The sequence below is a fragment of the Hymenobacter humi genome, from assembly GCF_042665855.1.
In the GTDB taxonomy this organism is placed as follows: domain Bacteria; phylum Bacteroidota; class Bacteroidia; order Cytophagales; family Hymenobacteraceae; genus Hymenobacter; species Hymenobacter humi.
Genome location: NZ_JBHTEK010000001.1, coordinates 3,258,188 through 3,276,097 on the forward strand (window position 1 = coordinate 3,258,188; position 17,910 = coordinate 3,276,097).

11 protein-coding genes are annotated in these 17,910 nt (G+C 63.0%); 4 read left to right on the forward strand and 7 right to left on the reverse strand.

The genetic code is table 11. The annotated features are described in order from the left end of the window. Positions 1–160: 160 nt before the first annotated feature. The 4 genes from ACFQT0_RS18225 to ACFQT0_RS18240 are packed head-to-tail and all read left to right on the forward strand — an operon-like array spanning position 161 to position 10,047. Positions 161–4,990, forward strand: a complete 4,830-nt coding sequence (locus ACFQT0_RS18225) for a DUF4082 domain-containing protein (protein ID WP_380204585.1) — start codon at positions 161–163, stop codon at positions 4,988–4,990. Further along, positions 4,924–6,363 (forward strand): calsyntenin family protein, encoded by a 1,440-nt coding sequence (locus ACFQT0_RS18230; RefSeq protein ID WP_380204587.1) that lies wholly within the window; start codon positions 4,924–4,926, stop codon positions 6,361–6,363. The genes ACFQT0_RS18225 and ACFQT0_RS18230 overlap by 67 nt, the downstream gene beginning before the upstream one ends. Beyond that, positions 6,341–8,668, forward strand: coding sequence for a putative Ig domain-containing protein (locus ACFQT0_RS18235; RefSeq protein ID WP_380206075.1), 2,328 nt, complete (start codon positions 6,341–6,343; stop codon positions 8,666–8,668). The genes ACFQT0_RS18230 and ACFQT0_RS18235 overlap by 23 nt, the downstream gene beginning before the upstream one ends. 14 nt (positions 8,669–8,682) lie before the next feature. After that, positions 8,683–10,047: an IPT/TIG domain-containing protein gene (locus tag ACFQT0_RS18240; RefSeq protein WP_380204589.1), complete on the forward strand. Its 1,365-nt coding sequence runs from the start codon at positions 8,683–8,685 to the stop codon at positions 10,045–10,047. Positions 10,048–10,250: 203 nt separating this feature from the next. On the opposite strand, the gene ACFQT0_RS18245 is transcribed toward ACFQT0_RS18240, so the two are convergent. From ACFQT0_RS18245 to ACFQT0_RS18275, 7 genes are all read right to left on the reverse strand, one after another. Beyond that, positions 10,251–10,565 (reverse strand): hypothetical protein, encoded by a 315-nt coding sequence (locus ACFQT0_RS18245; RefSeq protein WP_380204591.1) that lies wholly within the window; start codon positions 10,563–10,565, stop codon positions 10,251–10,253. A 547-nt stretch (positions 10,566–11,112) separates the two neighbouring features. Then, on the reverse strand, positions 11,113–11,802 hold the full coding sequence (locus ACFQT0_RS18250) for a Crp/Fnr family transcriptional regulator (RefSeq protein ID WP_380204593.1): 690 nt from the start codon (positions 11,800–11,802) through the stop codon (positions 11,113–11,115). Further along, the gene (locus ACFQT0_RS18255; protein WP_380204595.1) at positions 11,721–12,263 is read right to left on the reverse strand and encodes a hypothetical protein; all 543 of its coding nucleotides are present in this window, start codon (positions 12,261–12,263) and stop codon (positions 11,721–11,723) included. The genes ACFQT0_RS18250 and ACFQT0_RS18255 overlap by 82 nt, the downstream gene beginning before the upstream one ends. Further along, complete coding sequence (locus tag ACFQT0_RS18260) at positions 12,184–14,310, reverse strand: hypothetical protein (RefSeq protein ID WP_380204596.1); 2,127 nt, start codon at positions 14,308–14,310, stop codon at positions 12,184–12,186. Before ACFQT0_RS18260 ends, ACFQT0_RS18255 begins: the two co-directional genes overlap by 80 nt. 44 nt (positions 14,311–14,354) lie before the next feature. Continuing rightward, positions 14,355–15,335, reverse strand: a complete 981-nt coding sequence (locus ACFQT0_RS18265) for a YitT family protein (RefSeq protein WP_380204597.1) — start codon at positions 15,333–15,335, stop codon at positions 14,355–14,357. A gap of 326 nt (positions 15,336–15,661) precedes the next feature. Beyond that, positions 15,662–16,141 carry a sensor histidine kinase gene (locus tag ACFQT0_RS18270; RefSeq protein WP_380204598.1) on the reverse strand — a complete coding sequence of 160 codons (480 nt, stop codon included), beginning with the start codon at positions 16,139–16,141 and terminating at the stop codon, positions 15,662–15,664. Continuing rightward, positions 16,038–17,831: a tetratricopeptide repeat protein gene (locus ACFQT0_RS18275; RefSeq protein ID WP_380204599.1), complete on the reverse strand. Its 1,794-nt coding sequence runs from the start codon at positions 17,829–17,831 to the stop codon at positions 16,038–16,040. The genes ACFQT0_RS18270 and ACFQT0_RS18275 overlap by 104 nt, the downstream gene beginning before the upstream one ends. Between the last annotated feature and the right edge of the window lie 79 nt (positions 17,832–17,910).

A 17,910-nucleotide genomic window follows, 5' to 3' on the forward strand; every position in this document is an offset into this window, starting at 1 on the left:
TCCGAAGTACGCGCCAACACCGGCCAGCTCAGCAGCTACGACGTGATTGTGCTCGGCCAGATGGCCCTGCAAGCCTCCGACGTGACCATGCTCACGAACTGGGTGACGGCCGGCGGCACGCTGATAGCGATGAAGCCCGACGCCCAGCCTGGCCTCGTTGATGGGCCTGACGCCCGCCGGCGGCACCCTCGCCGACCAATACCTGCTGGTAAACACCGCCAGCGGCCCCGGCCGGGGCATCGTGGACCAGACCATTCAATTCCACGGCACGGCCGACCTCTACACCCTGGCCAGCGGCACCACCAGCCTAGCCACGCTCTATTCCAGCGCCACCGCGGCCACCAGCAACCCGGCCGTGAGCCAGCGCCTGGTGGGCACCAACGGCGGCAAGGCCATTGCCTTCGCCTACGACCTGGCCCGCTCCGTGGTGTACACCCGCCAGGGCAACCCCGCCTGGGCCGGGCAGAAGCGCGACGGCGAAGGCACCAACATCCGCTCCGACGACATGTTCTTCCCCGATTGGGTGGACCTCAACAAGGTGGCCATTCCGCAGGCCGACGAGCAGCAGCGCTTGCTGGCCAACATCATGGTGCTGGGCAGCAAGAAGCCCCTGCCCCGGTTCTGGTACCTGCCCAAGGGCCTGAAGGCCGCCGTGGTGATGACCGGCGACGACCACGGGAGCGGCGGCACCAAAGCCCGCTTTGACTCCTACATCACCAAAAGCGCCTCCAACACGCCCCAGGCGGTAGCCGACTGGACCGCCATTCGCGGCTCATCGTACATCTACCCCGGCACGCCCATCACCGACGCGCAGGCCGCTGCTTACGAAGCCCAGGGCTTTGAGCTCAGCCTGCACCTGAACACCAACTGCGCGGTGTGGACCCCTTCTACCCTGCGCGGGTTCTTCAACGACCAATTGAGTGAGCTGGCCGCAAAATTCCCCAGCCTCTCCAAGCCCGTTACCCATCGCACGCACTGCATTGCCTGGAGCGACTGGGCCAGCGAAGCCAAAATTGAGCTGGAAAACGGCATTCGCTTCGACGACAACTATTATTACTGGCCCGAGAAGTGGGTGCAGGACCGCCCCGGCATGTTTACGGGCTCGGGCATGCCCATGCGCTTCGCGGATTTGGACGGCTCGCTCATCGACGTGTACCAGGCCACCACGCAGCTCACCGACGAATCGGGCATCACCTACTCTACCCACATCAACGCGCTGCTGGACAACGCCATCGGCTCCAAAGGCTACTATGGCGTGTTTACGGCCAACATGCACACCGACTTCCTGCAAAGCAGCATCGATGGCTCCAACACCATCATCGCGGCTGCCCAGCAACGGCAAGTGCCGGTGGTGTCGGCCAAGCAAATGCTGACTTGGCTCGACGGCCGCAACAACTCCTCGTTTGGAGCCATGACCTGGGACGCCAACAAGCTCAACTTCACGGTATCGTTGTTTAACAACGTGCTCAACATCCAGGGCATGCTGCCCGTGGTGGCCGCCGGGGGCAACTTAACGGCCCTCACGGCCAATGGCGCCCCGGTTACTTACCGCAAGGAAACCATCAAAGGCATCGAGTACGCCTTCTTCCCGGCCAACCCCGGCACGTACGTAGCTTCCTACGACGGAGCCATTACGGCCTGCACGCCGCCCACGGCCACCATCGCAGCCGTTGAGCCGGCCGCTTGCGCCGGCAGCCCGGTGTCCCTCAAGCTCTCGGCCGCCACCGGCCAGGCGCCTTATACGCTGGTAGTGAACGGCACCACATATTCCAACGTGACCGTGGGCCAGACCTTTGCCATCTTTACCCCCGGCGAGGTGAGCATCTGGGGCAGTACGGGCACCCCTGCTACGCCCTACGCTACCGACAACCAGCCCATTGAAATCGGCACCAAGTTCCGCGCTTCGGTGAACGGCACCATCACCGGCGTGCGCTTCTACAAGGGCGTGGGCAACACGGGCGCCCACGTGGGGACGCTCTGGAGCAGCGCCGGCACCAAGCTGGCCTCGGCCACTTTCAGCAACGAAACAGCCTCGGGCTGGCAGGAGGTGCGGTTTGATGCACCCGTAGCCGTGACGGCCGGCACCACTTACATTGCCTCCTACTACTCGCCCGATGGCGGGTTTGCCATCAGCCCCGGCTTCTTCACCAGCACGGGTGTCACCAACGGCCCCCTCACGGCTTTGCAGTCGGGCACCGACGGCGTGAACGGCGTGTACAAGTACGGCGGCGGTTTCCCCAACGGGGGCAACACGGCCAACTATTGGGTTGATGTGCTCTTCGCGGAAAACACCGCCGCTGGTAAGCAGACCTACACCCTGACCAGCATCACCGATGCCAACGCCTGCAACGCCACGAACACTTCGCTCAGCTCGGTGGAAGTGACACCCGGCACCGGCCCAGCCGGCACGCTGGCGGCCTCAGGCGCCGTGCAAGCCGGTCAGGACATCAACCTTACGTTCACGGCCTCGGCCGGCACCAGCCCGTTCTCGCTCGTGATTAACGGCACGACCTACCCCAACGTGACGAGCGGCACGCCCTTCAACACGGGCGTTAAAGCCTCCACATCGGGCACCACCAGCATCTGGAGCAGCACCACTGTACCAGCCACCGTGAACACCAACGACAGCAGCCCAATCGAAGTGGGTGTGAAGTTCCGCGCCGCTGTAGATGGCCAGGTCATGGGCATTCGCTTCTACAAAGGCTCGGAGAACACGGGCACGCACGTGGGCTCTTTGTGGAGCAGCACCGGCACCAAGCTGGCCACGGCCACCTTCAGCAACGAAACGGCCTCGGGCTGGCAGGAGGTCCGCTTTGATGCGCCCGTCGATATCAAGGCCGGCACACTCTACGTCGCGTCGTACTCCGCGCCGATAGGCAAGTACTCCAGCAATGGCAGTTATTTCACCACGGCTGTGACCAACGGCCCGCTCACGGCAGTGCAGTCGGGCGGTGCCGATGGTTCCAATGGAGTATATAACGCCAGCGGGCCGGGGGCATTTCCAACTTCCAGCTTCAACAGCAGCAACTACTGGGTGGACGTGGTATTTGCTACCAGCGGCGGCAACACCTTCTCGCTCACCAGCATCACCGACTCCAAAGGCTGTGTGAAGCAAGGCACCCTGCAAACGCTAACGGTACAACCCACCGCCGGCACCAACACAGCCCCCGTACTCGCCAGCATTGGCACCAAGTCGGCCACGGTGGGCACGGCCCTGAGCTTCACGGCCACGGCCACCGACGAGTCGGTGAGCACGCTGGCGTATTCGCTGGCCCCGGCCACGACGGGCGCTACGCTGCCCGCCGGTGCCCAGATCAATGCTTCGACCGGCGTTTTCTCCTGGACGCCCACTGCGGGTCAAGTCGGTTCCCACACCTTCAAAGTGGTGGTCACCGACGCGGGCAGCCCGGCCCTCTCCGATGAGGAAGCCATTACCGTGACCGTAACAGGAACCACGGCCACGGCTCAGAGCATCACGTTTACGCAGCCCCTGCCCGATGTGTCGACCTCGGCCGGGCCCATCACGCTCACGGCTACGGCTTCGTCGAACCTTCCCGTGACGTACTCGGCCACGGGTCCGGCTACTGTGAGCGGTAGCACGCTGACCCTCTCCGGCTCGGCCGGCGTGGTTACAGTGACGGCCTCGCAGGCCGGCGACGCCACCTACGCGGCGGCTACCCCGGTTCCGCGCTCCTTCACCGTTTCGGCGGCAGCCTCCACGGCTTGTTTCACCGACCAAAGCGCGGCCGATTTCCTGGCCGGCAATACCGGCTCGAACACATACCGGCCTGCCAGCGGCGGAATACAGCTCAAGCCGCAGGTAGAACAGGACTTCACGACCGCGCCGCCCACCACCGAGTGGCAAAACTTCCCCTGGGGCACTGGCGGTACCACCGCTTTCTCCGGCGGGCAGGCCGTGGTTGATGGCTCGCGCTTTAATACCGAACCCACTACGGCTACCTCGCAGCCAGGCGCTTCGGTTGAGTTTGTGGCCACGTTCGGAGCCACGGGCTTCCAGCACGTGGGCTTTGGGGCCGGCGATGATGCGGCCATGTATGCCGCGTCCACTTCAAGTTGGGCTATGTTCAGCACCGGTACTGATGCCGGAACAGGCCTAAAAGCCCGGGTGAACAATGCGGGCACGCAAACCGATGTAGTGCTGCCCGGTGCCCTGATTGGCACCGCCCACCGCTACCGCATCGATTGGAACCCGAGCAGCATCGATTTCTACATCGACGGTACATTGGCCCAGACAACTCCCGTGGCCTTGACCCTGCCCATGCGTGTGGGCGCCAGCGACTATAACGTAGGCGGCGCGACACTCAGTCTGGATGAAGTACGCCTGATGCCCTATGCTTCTCCGGGCAGCTTTATTTCGCGGGTATTTGACGCAGGCACGGCCAAGACCTGGAAAGAAGCCATCTGGACGGCCGACCAGCCCGCCGGCACTGCCGTGAAACTGTTCCAGCGCCAGGGCAGCTCGGCCACGCCCGATGCTACGTGGACGGAATTTACGGCCGTGGCCAGCAGCGGCGCCACCGTGGGCGGCAGCTCGCGCTACATCCAGTACCGCGCCGATTTGAGCACGACCAACCCCGCCCTGACACCCACCCTGCGCAGCGTGGCCGTGAACTGCGGCGATGCCCCCGCCGAGTGCCCCGCGCTGGTCTTTGCGCCCGTCACGGGCTCGGCCCTGACTGCCGCCACGGCAGGCACGGCTTACAGCCAGACTATCGCGACGACCCCCACCGGCTACACCTTCTCGGTCACGGGCCTGCCCGCCGGCCTCAGTATCAATGAAACCACCGGGGCCATTAGCGGCACCACGTCGGTAGTCGTAACCAACGCGGCCATTACCGTCACGGCAACCAAAGGGACCTGCACGGCCACAGCCAGCTATACGCTCACGGTAAGTGCCACCCCGTGGCCAACCGCGCCCCCGTGCTGGAGGCCATCAGTGACAAGACCATCGCGACGGGCCAGAAGCTGACCTTCAGCACCAAGGCCTCCGACCCGGACTTGGACCAGACCCTGACCTACTCCCTGACCGCCGGCTCCGGCGCGACCATCGACGCCAAAACGGGTGAATTCAGCTGGACGCCCACCACGGCGGGCAGCTACCCATTCACCGTGCGCGTGACCGACAGCGGCAGCCCAACCATGAGCGACGAAAAGTCCTTCTCGGTGGTGGTGACGCAGCCAACGGCCACGGCCCAAACCATCACGTTCGCGGCTTTGCCCGACGTGTCTACCTCTGCCGGGCCCATCACGCTCACAGCCACGGCTTCTTCGGGCCTGCCGGTGTCTTACACCAGCACCGGCCCGGCCAGCCTCAACGGCAACGTGCTCACCCTTTCCGGCTCGGCCGGTGTGGTCAGCGTTACGGCTTCGCAGGCCGGCGATGCCACGTATGCCGCCGCAGCTCCAGTCATCCGCTCGTTCACGGTGTCGGCAGAGGCTTCCACGGCTTGCTTCGAAGACCGCTCGGTTGCCGACTTTACCCAGGGCACAACCGACGCCAATACTGTCGTGTCGCAGAATGGCACAATTGGCGTCACGCTGAAGCCCCAGCTAGCTGAAGAATTCACCGGCACCGCTCTACCGACTGGATGGCAGTCTGCAAACTGGTCGACTGGTGGTACCGTTGCAGTAGCCAATGGCGTCTTAAGCGTCAACGGCGCCCACGCCGCCAGCACGGCCACGTTTGGCCCGGGAAGTTCGCTGGAGTTTGTGGCCACCTTCAGCGCTTCCTCCTTCCAAAATGTCGGCTTCGCGGGCAATTTCGCCTTCGATGCGCCCTGGGGGACCATAGGCACCGGCAATGGCGGAGGGGTCTATGCCTTTACCGACACGAACCGGGAAGGCGTCCTGTTGGACGGCACGCTGCTCAATACCTCGCACCGGTATCGCATCGATTGGACTGCCACCGAATTCATTTATTTCGTGGACGGTGTGCAGCAGGCGAAAATCAGTTCAACGGCGAGCACGCCCATGCTTCTTCAGGTTAGCGCATACAATGTTGCAACAGCGCTGCAAGTTGATTGGGTTAAAATCACTACTGCTTCTTCCTCGGGCAGCTTCACTTCCCGGGTGTTCGACGCGAGCACGGCCAAGGCGTGGCAAGCCGCTACCTGGACGGCCGACCAGCCCGCCGGCACGAGCGTGCAGCTGGTCCAGCGCCAGGGCAATACAGCCATGCCCGATGCCGCTGGAGCACTTTCTCGGCCGTGGCCAGCAGCGGCGCCACCGTGGGCGGCAACTCGCGCTACATCCAGTACCGCGCCGACCTGGCCACGTCCGTGGCCGGTGCCAGCCCAACCTTGCGCAGCGTGGCCTTCAATTGCGGCGAAGCCCCGCGGCTAACAAGGCTCCCGTACTCGCCAGCATTGGCACCAAGGCGGCCACGGTGGGCACGGCCCTGAGCTTCACGGCCACGGCCACCGACGAGTCGGTGAGCACGCTGGCGTATTCGCTGGCCCCGGCCACGACGGGCGCTACGCTGCCCGCCGGTGCCCAGATCAATGCTTCGACCGGCGTTTTCTCCTGGACGCCGACTGCGGCTCAAGTCGGTTCCCACACCTTCAAAGTGGTGGTCACCGACGCGGGCAGCCCGGCCCTCTCCGACGAGGAAGCCATTACCGTGACCGTTGAGGCCGCCCCCGTGGTGAACCAGGCTCCGGTGCTCGCTGCCATTGGCGACAAGACGGTGGTAGCGGCCCAGGTACTGACCTTCAAAGCCTCAGCACAGGACGAGTCGGCAAGCACCCTGGCTTATAGCCTGGGCGGCACCGTGCCTTCGGGGGCGAGCATTAATGCGGCAACTGGTGAATTCACCTGGACCCCAGCCACCGAGGGTAGTTTCCAACTCACGGTGGTCGTGACTGACAACGGTAGCCCGGCACTTGCCGACCAAGAAACCATTACTGTCACGGTAACGGCAGCCAACCAGGCTCCCGACCTCGCGACTATTGGCAACAAAACGGCGACGGTGGGCCAGGAACTGACCTTTACCGCCACGGCCACGGACGAGTCGGCCAGCACCCTCACCTACTCGCTGGTTGCCGCAGCCGGCGGAACCCTGCCCGAAGGGTCCAAGGTTAATGCCTCGACGGGCGTTTTCTCCTGGACACCTACCGCAGCCCAAGTCGGTTCGTACGCCTTCAAAGTGGTAGTGACCGATGCGGGTAGCCCGGCCCTGACCGACGAGGAAGCAATTACGGTAACGGTGAGTGCCGCGCCCGTGGTGAACCAAGCCCCGGTTCTCGCTACCATTGGCGGTAAGACCGTGGTAGCGGGCCAGGCCCTGACCTTCAGTGCCAGTGCCACGGATGCCAATGCAGGCCAGACCCTGACCTACAGCCTAAGCGGCACGGCGCCAGCAGAGGCGAAACTGGACGGCAGCACCGGTGAATTTACCTGGACCCCGGCCACTGCCGGCAGCTTCCAGCTCACGGTGGTCGTGACTGACAACGGTAGCCCGGCCATGAAGGACGAGGAAACCATTACTGTCACGGTAACGGCGGCCAACCAGGCCCCGGAACTTGCCGGGATTGGCACCAAGACCGTTACGGCGCTGACCAAGCTGACCTTCACGGCCACGGCCAAGGATGAGTCCACCAACACGCTGGTGTATACCCTGGCTGGTACCGTACCTGCCGGGGCCAGTATGACGACCGGCGGGGCCTTCTCCTGGACGCCTGCCGCAGACCAAGTAGGCGCCCACAGCTTCAAAGTGGTGGTCACTGACAGCGGCACGCCCGCACTCTCCGACGAGGAAACCATCACGGTGAACGTAACCGCGGCTCCGGTGCCCAACCAGGCCCCCGTGCTGGCAACGATTGGCAACCAAACCATCACGGTGGGCCAGCTCCTGACCTTCAAGGCAACTGCCACAGACCCGGATGCGAGCCAAACCTTGACCTTCAGCAAGACGGGGACGTTGCCGGCAGCCGCGACGCTCAATGCCAGCTCCGGCGAATTCAGCTGGACGCCTGCCGCCGCAGGCAGCTACTCGCTGACGGTGCGCGTGACCGACAACGGCAGCCCGGTACTCTTTGACGAGGAGACCATTACCATCACGGTGAACGAGGCCACTCCCACGGACATCGTGCTCAGCAGCTCGAGCGTGGCCGAAAACCAGCCCAACGGAACGGTGGTTGGCACCTTTGGCTCGGCGGCGAAAAGCACGCAAACCTTCTCCTACACCCTGGTAGCGGGCACGGGCGACACCGACAATGGCGCCTTCCAGATTGTAGGCGGTGAGTTGAAAACCAATGCGATGTTCAACTACGAAGCCAAGACCTCCTACTCCATCCGGGTGCGTTCTTCCGACGGCAGTTCCTCCGGTGGCTCCATAGAGAAAGCCTTTACCATCACGGTAAGCAACGTGAACGAAGCTCCGGTGATGGCCGCCCAAACCTTCTCGATTATTGAAGGGGCCGCTAACGGAACCACGGTTGGCACGCTGGTAGCATCGGACCCCGACGCGAGCCAGACCTTGACCTACAGCATTACCAGCGGCAACACCAGTGACGCCTTCAAAATAGTAGGAAACGCCCTGCAAGTGGCCAACTCGGCTGCTCTGGTAATGGCCACCGCGCCCCAGTTTGTGCTAACGGTACAAGCTACCGACAATGGTACGCCCAACCTGAACAGCTCACTCAAGTAACGGTCTACCTCACCGTGGGCAACCGCGGCCCCGTGTTGAGCGACGTCCCGGCCACGGTAACCATTCCGGAGCTGGTGCTCTACACCTTCACGGCCAAAGCGACCGACGCTGATAAGGACGCCCTGCTATTCTCCCTGGTGAACGCCCCCACGGGTGCGAGCATCAGCAGTGCCGGCGTGTTTACCTGGACGCCGTCGGAAGCGCAGGGCCCGGGCACCTTTACCTTCAAGGTGCAGGTTTCAGATGGCAAAATCGCCACGACTCAGAACCTCACCATTACGGTGACGGACGTGTACGAGGCCCCAACCATCCTGTCCTTCAGCCCAACTTCCGGCCCGGTGGGCACGCAGGTTACCATTCTGGGCACCGACCTACTCACCACCACCGGGGTAACGTTCAACGATATTCCTGCCGCCTTCGTACCCAACAGCAACAATTCGGAGCTGGTGGCGACGGTACCCGCTGGAGCAAAAACGGGCGTTATTTCGGTAACTACGCCGTATGGCAAGGTTGTTACGACCAATAAATTCACGGTCACCCCGGCCATCACATTAATCTCGCCTGATTCGGGCCCCGCGGGCACGGAGGTTACCATCACCGGCACCAACCTGGACGAAGTGACCGCCGTGGAATTTTTCAATGGCGCACCAGCCCTCTTCACGGTGACAGACAGTAAGACTCTCGTGGCAAGGGTACCAGCAACAGCTCGCACGGGTAAAATTCTCGTGACGACGCCCAGCGGCAAAGCTCGAAGCGAGCAGTCCTTTACGGTTACTGTCGCTACTACTAATACTCCCTTGATAGTCCCTCAAATCACTTCCTTCACGCCGGAATCGGGCCCCGTAGGCACCGAGGTAACGATATACGGGACCAATCTGGATGGAGCAAAAGCAGTGGCATTTGATGGAGTACTGGCTGAGATTGTGCTTGGCTCCAACACGGCCACGCAGTTGAAAGCCAAGGTACCGGCCGGAGCAAAAACAGGCAAAATCACGGTGACGACGCCTTTGGGCATCGCCACGAGTGAGAGGCAGTTCCGCGTGACCAAGAAGGGTTCGGCACTGGTAGGCAATTCCGAACAAGCCAGCACCCAGCTTGACATGGCTGTACAACCGGCGATGCAGGAGCTGCAGGCCTACCCCAACCCCTTCCAGGGCGAATCCCATCTGAGCTTCTCGCTGGCCAAAGAGGAGCCCTTCTCCCTGGAAGTGTACGACGTGCGAGGCAGCCTGGTGCGCACCCTCGGCAAGGGCATGGCCCAGGCCGGCCAGCGCTACGAGTTCAAGCTGGAGGGCCAGGCCCTGCAGGAAGGCGTGTACCTGGTGCGGCTGGTAACCGGCTCCCAAGTGCAAACGACCAGAATTACGCTCAATAAATAGGCAAGCGTAATGCTGAAGCCGGGCGGGCGGTAGGCCAGGGAGGAATCCCTGGTTTACCGCCCGTCTTTTTCTGGGCTGAGTTGGGAATCCTGGCTTTCAACCGCTCTGGCTTTGTTCAACTACAGTAGTAGCCGTTAGTAGCCTGCTTTCGCACACCGAAGGCCGGCGATTTTTCTTGAGCCATTGGCTGCTCTACCCACCTATTACTCGGTGTACACAATGGGCCCGACTTTGGCGATGACCGTGCCCGAACTGCTGGTGGTCTTGTTGAGCAAGTAGAAATAAGCGGTGATGGGATGCCCCAGCCGGCTGTCGTTCCATACCTGGGCCAGTGGAGCCGATACTGATATCTTACCCGCCCGATTCTGAAGCACTACCGTATTTGCCGAACTCGTTCCGATGGTGAGGCCGCCGCTAGTGGTTTGAAACTGCGCGAACACTTCGAAGCCATTGCTTGATTGCTGGTTATCGGCCAGCGCGTAGGTAAGCACGGCATTGATGGTGCTAGTGGCCGACACCTTACTGCCCGCCGTGGGGTTTACCGCTTCCAGGTTGAGGGTAGTAATGACCGGAGCAGTTGGCGCAGGAGCTGGGGTTGGCGTTTCTTTTTGCAGCCCAACAAGGCCACTGCGCTGAAGAAAAGCAGCGAGGAGAAAGGTAAAGTATGGCGCATGCGTAGTGAAGGGTGAGCTCGAAAGAAAGCAGTTGGGTGCCTATGACGAATTACAAAAGGGCCTACCCGTCCCGAAATAACAACGGCATTTTTAAATTTTTCAATTGGACTAAAACAGTCTTTCCAGTTTGAGTAGCCCTGCACAGCCACTGCTGTGCAACAGGGAAAAACTTTTTTTGAAATCTCTAAATTCACTCCTATAACATGCTCATAATAAACCCATAGCAAAAACACCTTTCTCATTTGAGAAAGGTGTTTACAGTTTTGTGCAAACCTGGTTTAGGTGGTCTTTCCGTTGATTTTCGTTCAGAAAGTCCTTGTGAGACTACGATATCGGAAAGCGCGGCGACCTCATGGCCTAACACAAGCAGCAAGTTGAGCTATCGGTCGTGCTACGCCGCCGTTGGCTCGGCCGACTGCATCTTTTCGTTTTGCCGGCGCAGGCGCTGGCAGAGCACGCGCATGATGTTGCGGGCTACTTCCGGGCACTCCTCCATCACGTCGTAGAAGTCTTCCTGGTCGATGCGAAAAGCCACCACCGGCCCCACGGCCAGGGCGGTGGCAGAGCGGGCCTCGGCATCGAGCAGGGACAGCTCACCGAAAAAATCACCCTTACGAAAAGTGGTCAATTGCCGGGGACCGTCAAAAATACCCACCTCCCCTTCGCTCACGATGAACAACGACGTCCCGAGGGTTCCTTTGACGAAAATCTCCTGGTTGGGCTGAAAAACGACTTCTTTCATGATGGGCACGATGGTGCCGAGCACGTTTTCGGTGGTTTCGGCAAACAGCGTGGTGCCTTTCAGCATCAGGACACGCTCGCGCGCGGTGGCGCTGGCGGTAGGGGCTGGAGTAGTCATGAGCAGATGGGAAATATCGGGGTACTGGGCGAGCAGGTTGTCGTAGGCCGCGGGACGCACGATGGGCAGCTGCCGGAGCAATTCGACCGCACTTTCCCGGACCAAGGGGTTGGCAGAAAGCAAATGAGGGTATAGAAAAGCTACGGTAGCGGGCTGGGCGCGCCACTGCTGCAGGGCGAGGGCGATGGTCCAGGCCGAAAAAGCCGCCGCGCCGTGCCGCACGACGACGGTCTGGATGGGTTCGGCTGAAACCAGGGGCCCAGCAGGTCGTCGAATTTCTGCACCTTCTCGCGGAGCCGGCCCACGTCCAGCATCGCCTGCAGGCCCTGGTAGAGGGGCCGCGGAATCAGATTATCCAGGATTTCGAGGGCGTTGGCCTGGCGCTCGCCGGCCGAGTGGGCCACGCCGCGCTGGGCGTCTATCATGGGCTGGCGCTCATACACCTGCATGAGGAGGCCAAAAATGCGCTGCTGCCCTTTGCGGAGCTCGTAGCGCAGGGCACTGCGCAGCTCGGTGTTGCCGGCCACCATCCCGTGCAGCAGCTGCTGGGCCAGCTGCATCTCCTCTTCCACCAGGCGCAGAAACATGTGCTTATCGGCGTGCTCAGTGGCAAAACTGCTCAGGGCGCGCAGGGCCGCGGCCCGGCCCAGCAAATTGGGCCCTTGGGCCACCTCCAGCAGCAACTGGCGCGCGGCGGGCGTGGCCAGGTGGGCGCATACCTGGGTCAGATTGTGCAGCGCCCGCCCCTCGGCTTCCCGGGCCAGGGCCTCCCGGAGCTGGGGCAGCACCGGAGCTCCAATCCGGACCAGGGCATTGGTGGCGGGTTGCAGTACGGCTTTGTCGCGCAGCAAGGCGATTAGTTGGGCTATCAGGGCGGGGCTGGGGGCCGAGGCCGCTGCCTGCCCGGCGGCTTGCACCAGGGCGGGGTCGGGGCTGTGCAGGCTGGCCGTCACCAGGCTCAACCTGCTGCTCGGGGGCGAGCAGGTCGCAGAGCGCGAGCCCGGCCAGGCGGGAGCTGGGGTCGGGCGAGGCCACCAGGGCGGCGAGGCTGGCCCGGGCCGGAGCGTCGGTGCCCGCCACTTCCAGCCGGCCGCGAATCGCGCCTTTGCGCACGGCCAGGTCCGGATTTTCCAGCAAATCGGTGGCGTTGGGGGCGTGGCTGGCCAGGCGGCTGGCTGCTTCGCGCAGCACGGGGTCGGGGTCGTGCAGGGTGAGGCGGCGCAGCAGGGCCACGTTGGCCTGCTTGCCCAGCAGGCTGAGCACGCGGTTCCGCACGCGGCTGTCGGCGTGCCGGAGCAGGTCTTCGGCATGCTCCACCAGCGCGCCCGATTCGGCTTTCTGCAAATAGTCGACGGCCTGAATGGCTTCTTTAGCGTCCGGGCGCGGCGCTTCGCGGGCGGGCGTCGTGTCAGCGCCCGGGTTGGGCTGAACGGCGGCGGTGAAGCGCAAACCCAGCGCACTCTTCAACTCGTCGATGTATTTCCAATAAGTGCGCTGCAGCAGGAATACCGCGGCCAGCAGCAGCAGCCCCATCCACACAAAGGGCACCCACTGGTTGAGGCCGGGGTTCTGGTGCAGGCCCAGCAGCAGCGCGCCGCCCAGGCCCAGGCCCAGCGGCTCGTAAAACCCCTTCACCAGGGCGTGGCCTTCGAGGCGCTCGGGTGCCGCCAGGGGCTGAAACAGCACCAGAAACACGGGCTCGAACACGGCCCGGCGCAGCACTTCCAACACCAGGTATAGCCCGCCAAAATAGGTGGTGAGCACGGCGGGGCCCACGTCGGCCAGCTGCAACACCCCAAACAGCAGCAGCCCCGTGAGGGCAATGAGCGGCAGCAAAGCCAAGGTCCAGCGCACCCCGAGCCGGTCGAGGCTGTGCCGCGAAAAGCCGAGCTTGAACACCATGGCCAGCAAATAGGTCAGGGCCAGCACGCCACCCACGTACTGCAGAATAATGGTCTGGTCCTGAAGCTTGTACTTGACGTTGAGAAAGAACAGGTACTCCACTCCCACCGCCACGGTGGCAATGGCCGTGAGGCTGAGCCCCATGGCCCGCACCAGCGGGCTGGCCCCAAACAGGCGCTGAAACAGCGGCCGCCGCTGTGGTTCAGGCTCGGGGGCGGGCTCCGGCCGGGCCGCTGCCTGGGCCCTGAAGGTGGCCCGCTGAATAAACAGCGCCGCCAGGTACGCCACCGAGGCCGTGAGCAGCAAGACCAACAGCGTGCTGTTGGCGTGCACAAAAATGGCGATGACAGCACCGAGGGCCTTGGCCGGCATGTCGCCAGAGCTGATGACGCTGAACAGCCGCCGGCCCTGCCGCACGTTGAACACGACGGCCGACATGCCCCAGAATTCCAGGTTGGTGAGCAGATAGATGAGGCGGTAGCCCACCATGATGGCCACGGCGGTTGCCACGCTCGGCCCCCGCAACAGCAGCAGCCCCAGCACCCCCGTGATAACCACGGCCGCCAACAGCGCCCGCGCGGCCACTTGCCGCAGCAGCTGGCGCTCCTCGAAGTGGGCATACACCCGGCCCACCACCATCATGGCCACCGCGCCCAGGCAGTAGGCCAGCGGCAGGTTGCGCTCCGGATGCTCGGCCAGCAAAATGACGTTGGCCGCCACGTACACGAGGATGGTGCCGATGCCCAGCAGAAAATTGTGCGCAAAAAACAGCCAGACCGTCTTGGTCTCGCGGGGCCGAACTCCCAGAAAACGATACCACTTTTCCATGATAGTTCTGCTGTTCAAACCAGCCGGCGGGCCTGCGCCGGCTATCAGTGCAAGGCGCGCTTTTTGATGAGGCCGCCTTTCATGTCGCTCACGCTTTGGGTCACGATAAAAGCCCCGGGGTCGATTTTGCGAATCTCATCCGTCAGCCCCACCACTTCCAGGCGCGTAACCACCGTGAACACCGCCTCCACTTTCAGGCGCTGGTGCCCGTGCGTGCCGTACCCCTGGGTGCACTCGAAGACGGTGGCGCCGCGGTGCATGCGCTCGGTAATCATGCGCCGGATTTCGGTGCTGTGAAAGGAAATAACCGTGAGGCCCGTGTATTCCTCGATGCCCACCAGGATGAAGTCCACGGTTTTGGCCGCCGACAAATACGCCAGTATCGAGTACAGAGCCGTTTCCATGGAGAGCAGCCAGGCCGCTACGCTAAATATAATTATGTTGATTATCAGCACAATATCGCCGATGGAGACCGGCAGCTTGCGGCTCAGGTAGAGCGCCAGGATTTCGGTGCCGTCGAGCACGCCCCCGCCGCGCATGGCCAGCCCAATGCCGGCCCCCAGGAAGAAGCCGCCAAAGACGGCAATCAGCAGCTTGTCGTGCGTGAGCACGGGGAACGACACCACCAGCAGCGCCCCCGACAGCGCCAGGATGGTGAGCAGGGTTTTGAGGGCAAACTTTTGCCCCAAATGGTAGTAGCCCAGGATGATGAAGGGGATGTTGATAACGATAATGAGCAGCGAGAGCGAAATGCCCGTCAGCTGACTCACCAGCAGGGAGATACCCGTCACGCCGCCGTCGATAAAGCCGTTGGGCAGCAGGAAGCCCTTCAGGCCCAAAGCCGCCGAAAACACGCCCGCGGTCAGGAGCATGCCCTGCACCACTTGGCGCGCCCACCGGTGCGCAAAGCGCTGCAGTCCTCCTTTTTCGGCAGGCCCGGCCTCCGCCCGAAGGGGCGCCGCAACGGCTGGCTCGGCGGCCTGCCCGGTGCGCAGGCTCGGCGGGATAAATTCTTCGAGTAACATGGTAACCAGCCAATGCCAAGTAGTTCCAACGATTAATTGCCCAGGCTACCAGCAAAATGGGGATGCCCCACGACCCCAGCATCAGCAGCACGCATTGCCCGGCCCGTGGGGCCGGTACCGAAGAGCCAAAGGCGTGGGGCAGGGCCTGGATACCCGAATGCCTGCGCGACGCGCCTGTTTCGCCTCCTGCTTCCATTCAGGAGACCCCGAGGACAGGCTTTATAGCCGCGCCACCACGAAACTACTGGCTAGCTGCGCCGTAGCAACGCCCAAAAACCCACTCAATATATCGAATTAATTTAAGAAAACGTCAGAATAGTCCTCATTCACACCACTGATGCCTTCTTCATCACGGGCAATGAGGTGGTGAACTGCGTGTACTGGCCCTCTTCGCTATCGACGCGCATCGAGCCGCCGTGGCCTTTGGTGATGATGTCGTAGCTCAGCGAGAGGCCGAGGCCCGTGCCCTCGCCCGTGGGCTTGGTGGTGAAGAAGGGTTGGAAAATCTTGTCCCGCACTGCTGCGGCGATGCCGTTGCCGTTGTCGCGCACCTGAATCTCCACGGCGTTTTCGGTGCGCCGGGTGTGCACGCTCACTTCGGGGCGGTAGTCCGCGCCGGCTTGTTTGCTTTTGGCTGCCACAGCGTAGAAGGCATTGGTCAGCAGGTTGAGCAGCACACGGCTCAGGTCCTGGGGCACCACTTTAAGGGGCTTTAGGGAAGCGTCGAAGTCGGTGGTAAGGGTGGCGTTGAAACCCTTGTCCTTGGCCCGCCAGCCGTGGTAGGCCAGCTGCAGGCACTCGGCCACCAGGGCGTTGAGGTCGGTGGACTGGCGCTGGCCGTTGCTGGTGCGGGAGTGTTCCAGCATGCGCTTCACAATGAGGTCGGCGCGGTGGCCGTGCTCGTAAATCCTGGTCTGGTTTCGGCTCAGCTCCAGCAGCAGCTCGTCGATGGTTTCCTTGCCGCCCGCCGAAAGGTGCTCCTTCGCCAGCTCCTGTTCCAGCTCGGCCACGAGCTCCACGCTGAGCTCCGAAAAGTTGGTGACGAAGTTGAGCGGGTTCTGGATTTCGTGGGCCACGCCCGCGGTGAGCTCGCCCAAGCTGGCCATTTTCTCGCGCTGCACCAGGCCGGGCCTGGGTGGCCTGCAGCTCGGTAAGGGTGCGGCCGAGGGTGTCGCGGTGGGTGGCGATTTCGAGGTTCTTCTCGTTGAGGTGGCGGTTGGTGCGCCGCTTCAGAAAGATGTTGCGCAGCAGCAGGGCCGCGATGAGCACCGCCCCCACCAGCCCGGCCAGCAGGCCGTAGAGCTGCTGGCGCTGGCGGGCCGCCGTTTGGGCCTGCAGCTGCCGGGTTTTGGTGAGCAAGTCAATCTGGGCTTGCTTCTTGTCCAGCTCGTAGCTGTAGCGCAGGGCGCTGGTGCGGCGCTGCGTGTCCTCGCCCGAGAGGGTGTCGTTGTAGGCCATGTGCAGGTTGCGGTAGCGGTAGGCCTGCTCAAAATTGCCGCGCCGGGCATACGCCTCGGCCAGAATATCGGCCGCTTTGCGGATGTTGTCGGCATTGCGCGGCTGCTGGCTGAGCGCGAGGCCGTGGTGGGCCAGGGCCAGGGCACTGTCGGGCTGGCGGGCCAGCAGGTAGGCCCGGGCCAGCATCAGCTGCACCATGGGCAGGTTGTAAGCGTCGTGAGTGGCCTGCACCAGTTGCCGGGCCCGCAGGCCGTGCGCCAGCGCCTGGGTGGAGTTGCCCTGCAGGCCGTACACTTCCGCCAAACTGGTTTCGTTGCCCGTTTCGCCCGACGTGTCGCCCAACTTGCGGCTCAACGCCAGCGCCCGGTGGTAGTAGCCCAAGGCCTGGGGCCATTTTTTCAGGTTCTGGTACGAATTTCCCAGCCCGTTCAGGGCCGTGAGCACCACTTGCTGGTCGCCGGTCTGCTGGCCGCTTTTGAGCACCGCCCGTAGCATGGGCACGGCTTCGTCATAGCTGCCCATCACAAAGTAAGTATTGCCCAGATTGGCTTGCAAGCGGGTTTTGGTCAGCGCGTCGCCGGCCTTTTCGGCCAGGGGCAGGCCTTTGAGGGCGGCGGCCACAGCGGGCGTGAGGTTGCCCTGCAGCATGTGCACGAGGCTGACCTGCAGCCAGGATTTGCCCTGCCCCGAGCGGTCGGCGCGGCGCTCATACAGCCGTTGGGCCCGCAGGGCATACGCCAGTGCTGGCTCAAACTGGTTTTGCCGCCGATGCCCGATGCTGGCGGAGAGCAGCGCCTCGCCCTCGCCGGCGGCATCGTGCAGCTGCCGGGCCAGGGCGAGGGCCTGCTGGCTCAATCTGGTTGCCTGTGGGGCGTCCGTAGCGCGCAGCTCCGCTGCCAGCGCGAGCAGCCGCCGAACACGGGTGGTGTCCTGGCCCGGGTGTTGCCGCAGCAGCTGGCGCAGGCTGTCGACTGGCGTCGTTTGGGCGGGCGGCGGCAGCGCAAAAGCCAGCAGAAGCAACACCAGAAGAGGGTTCATGCTCAGGTACTAAAAGACAAGACTCGGCGGAGACTTTTTTGCAGGCTCTCCAGCTGCGGGATAAGGGCCAGTAGGCCGC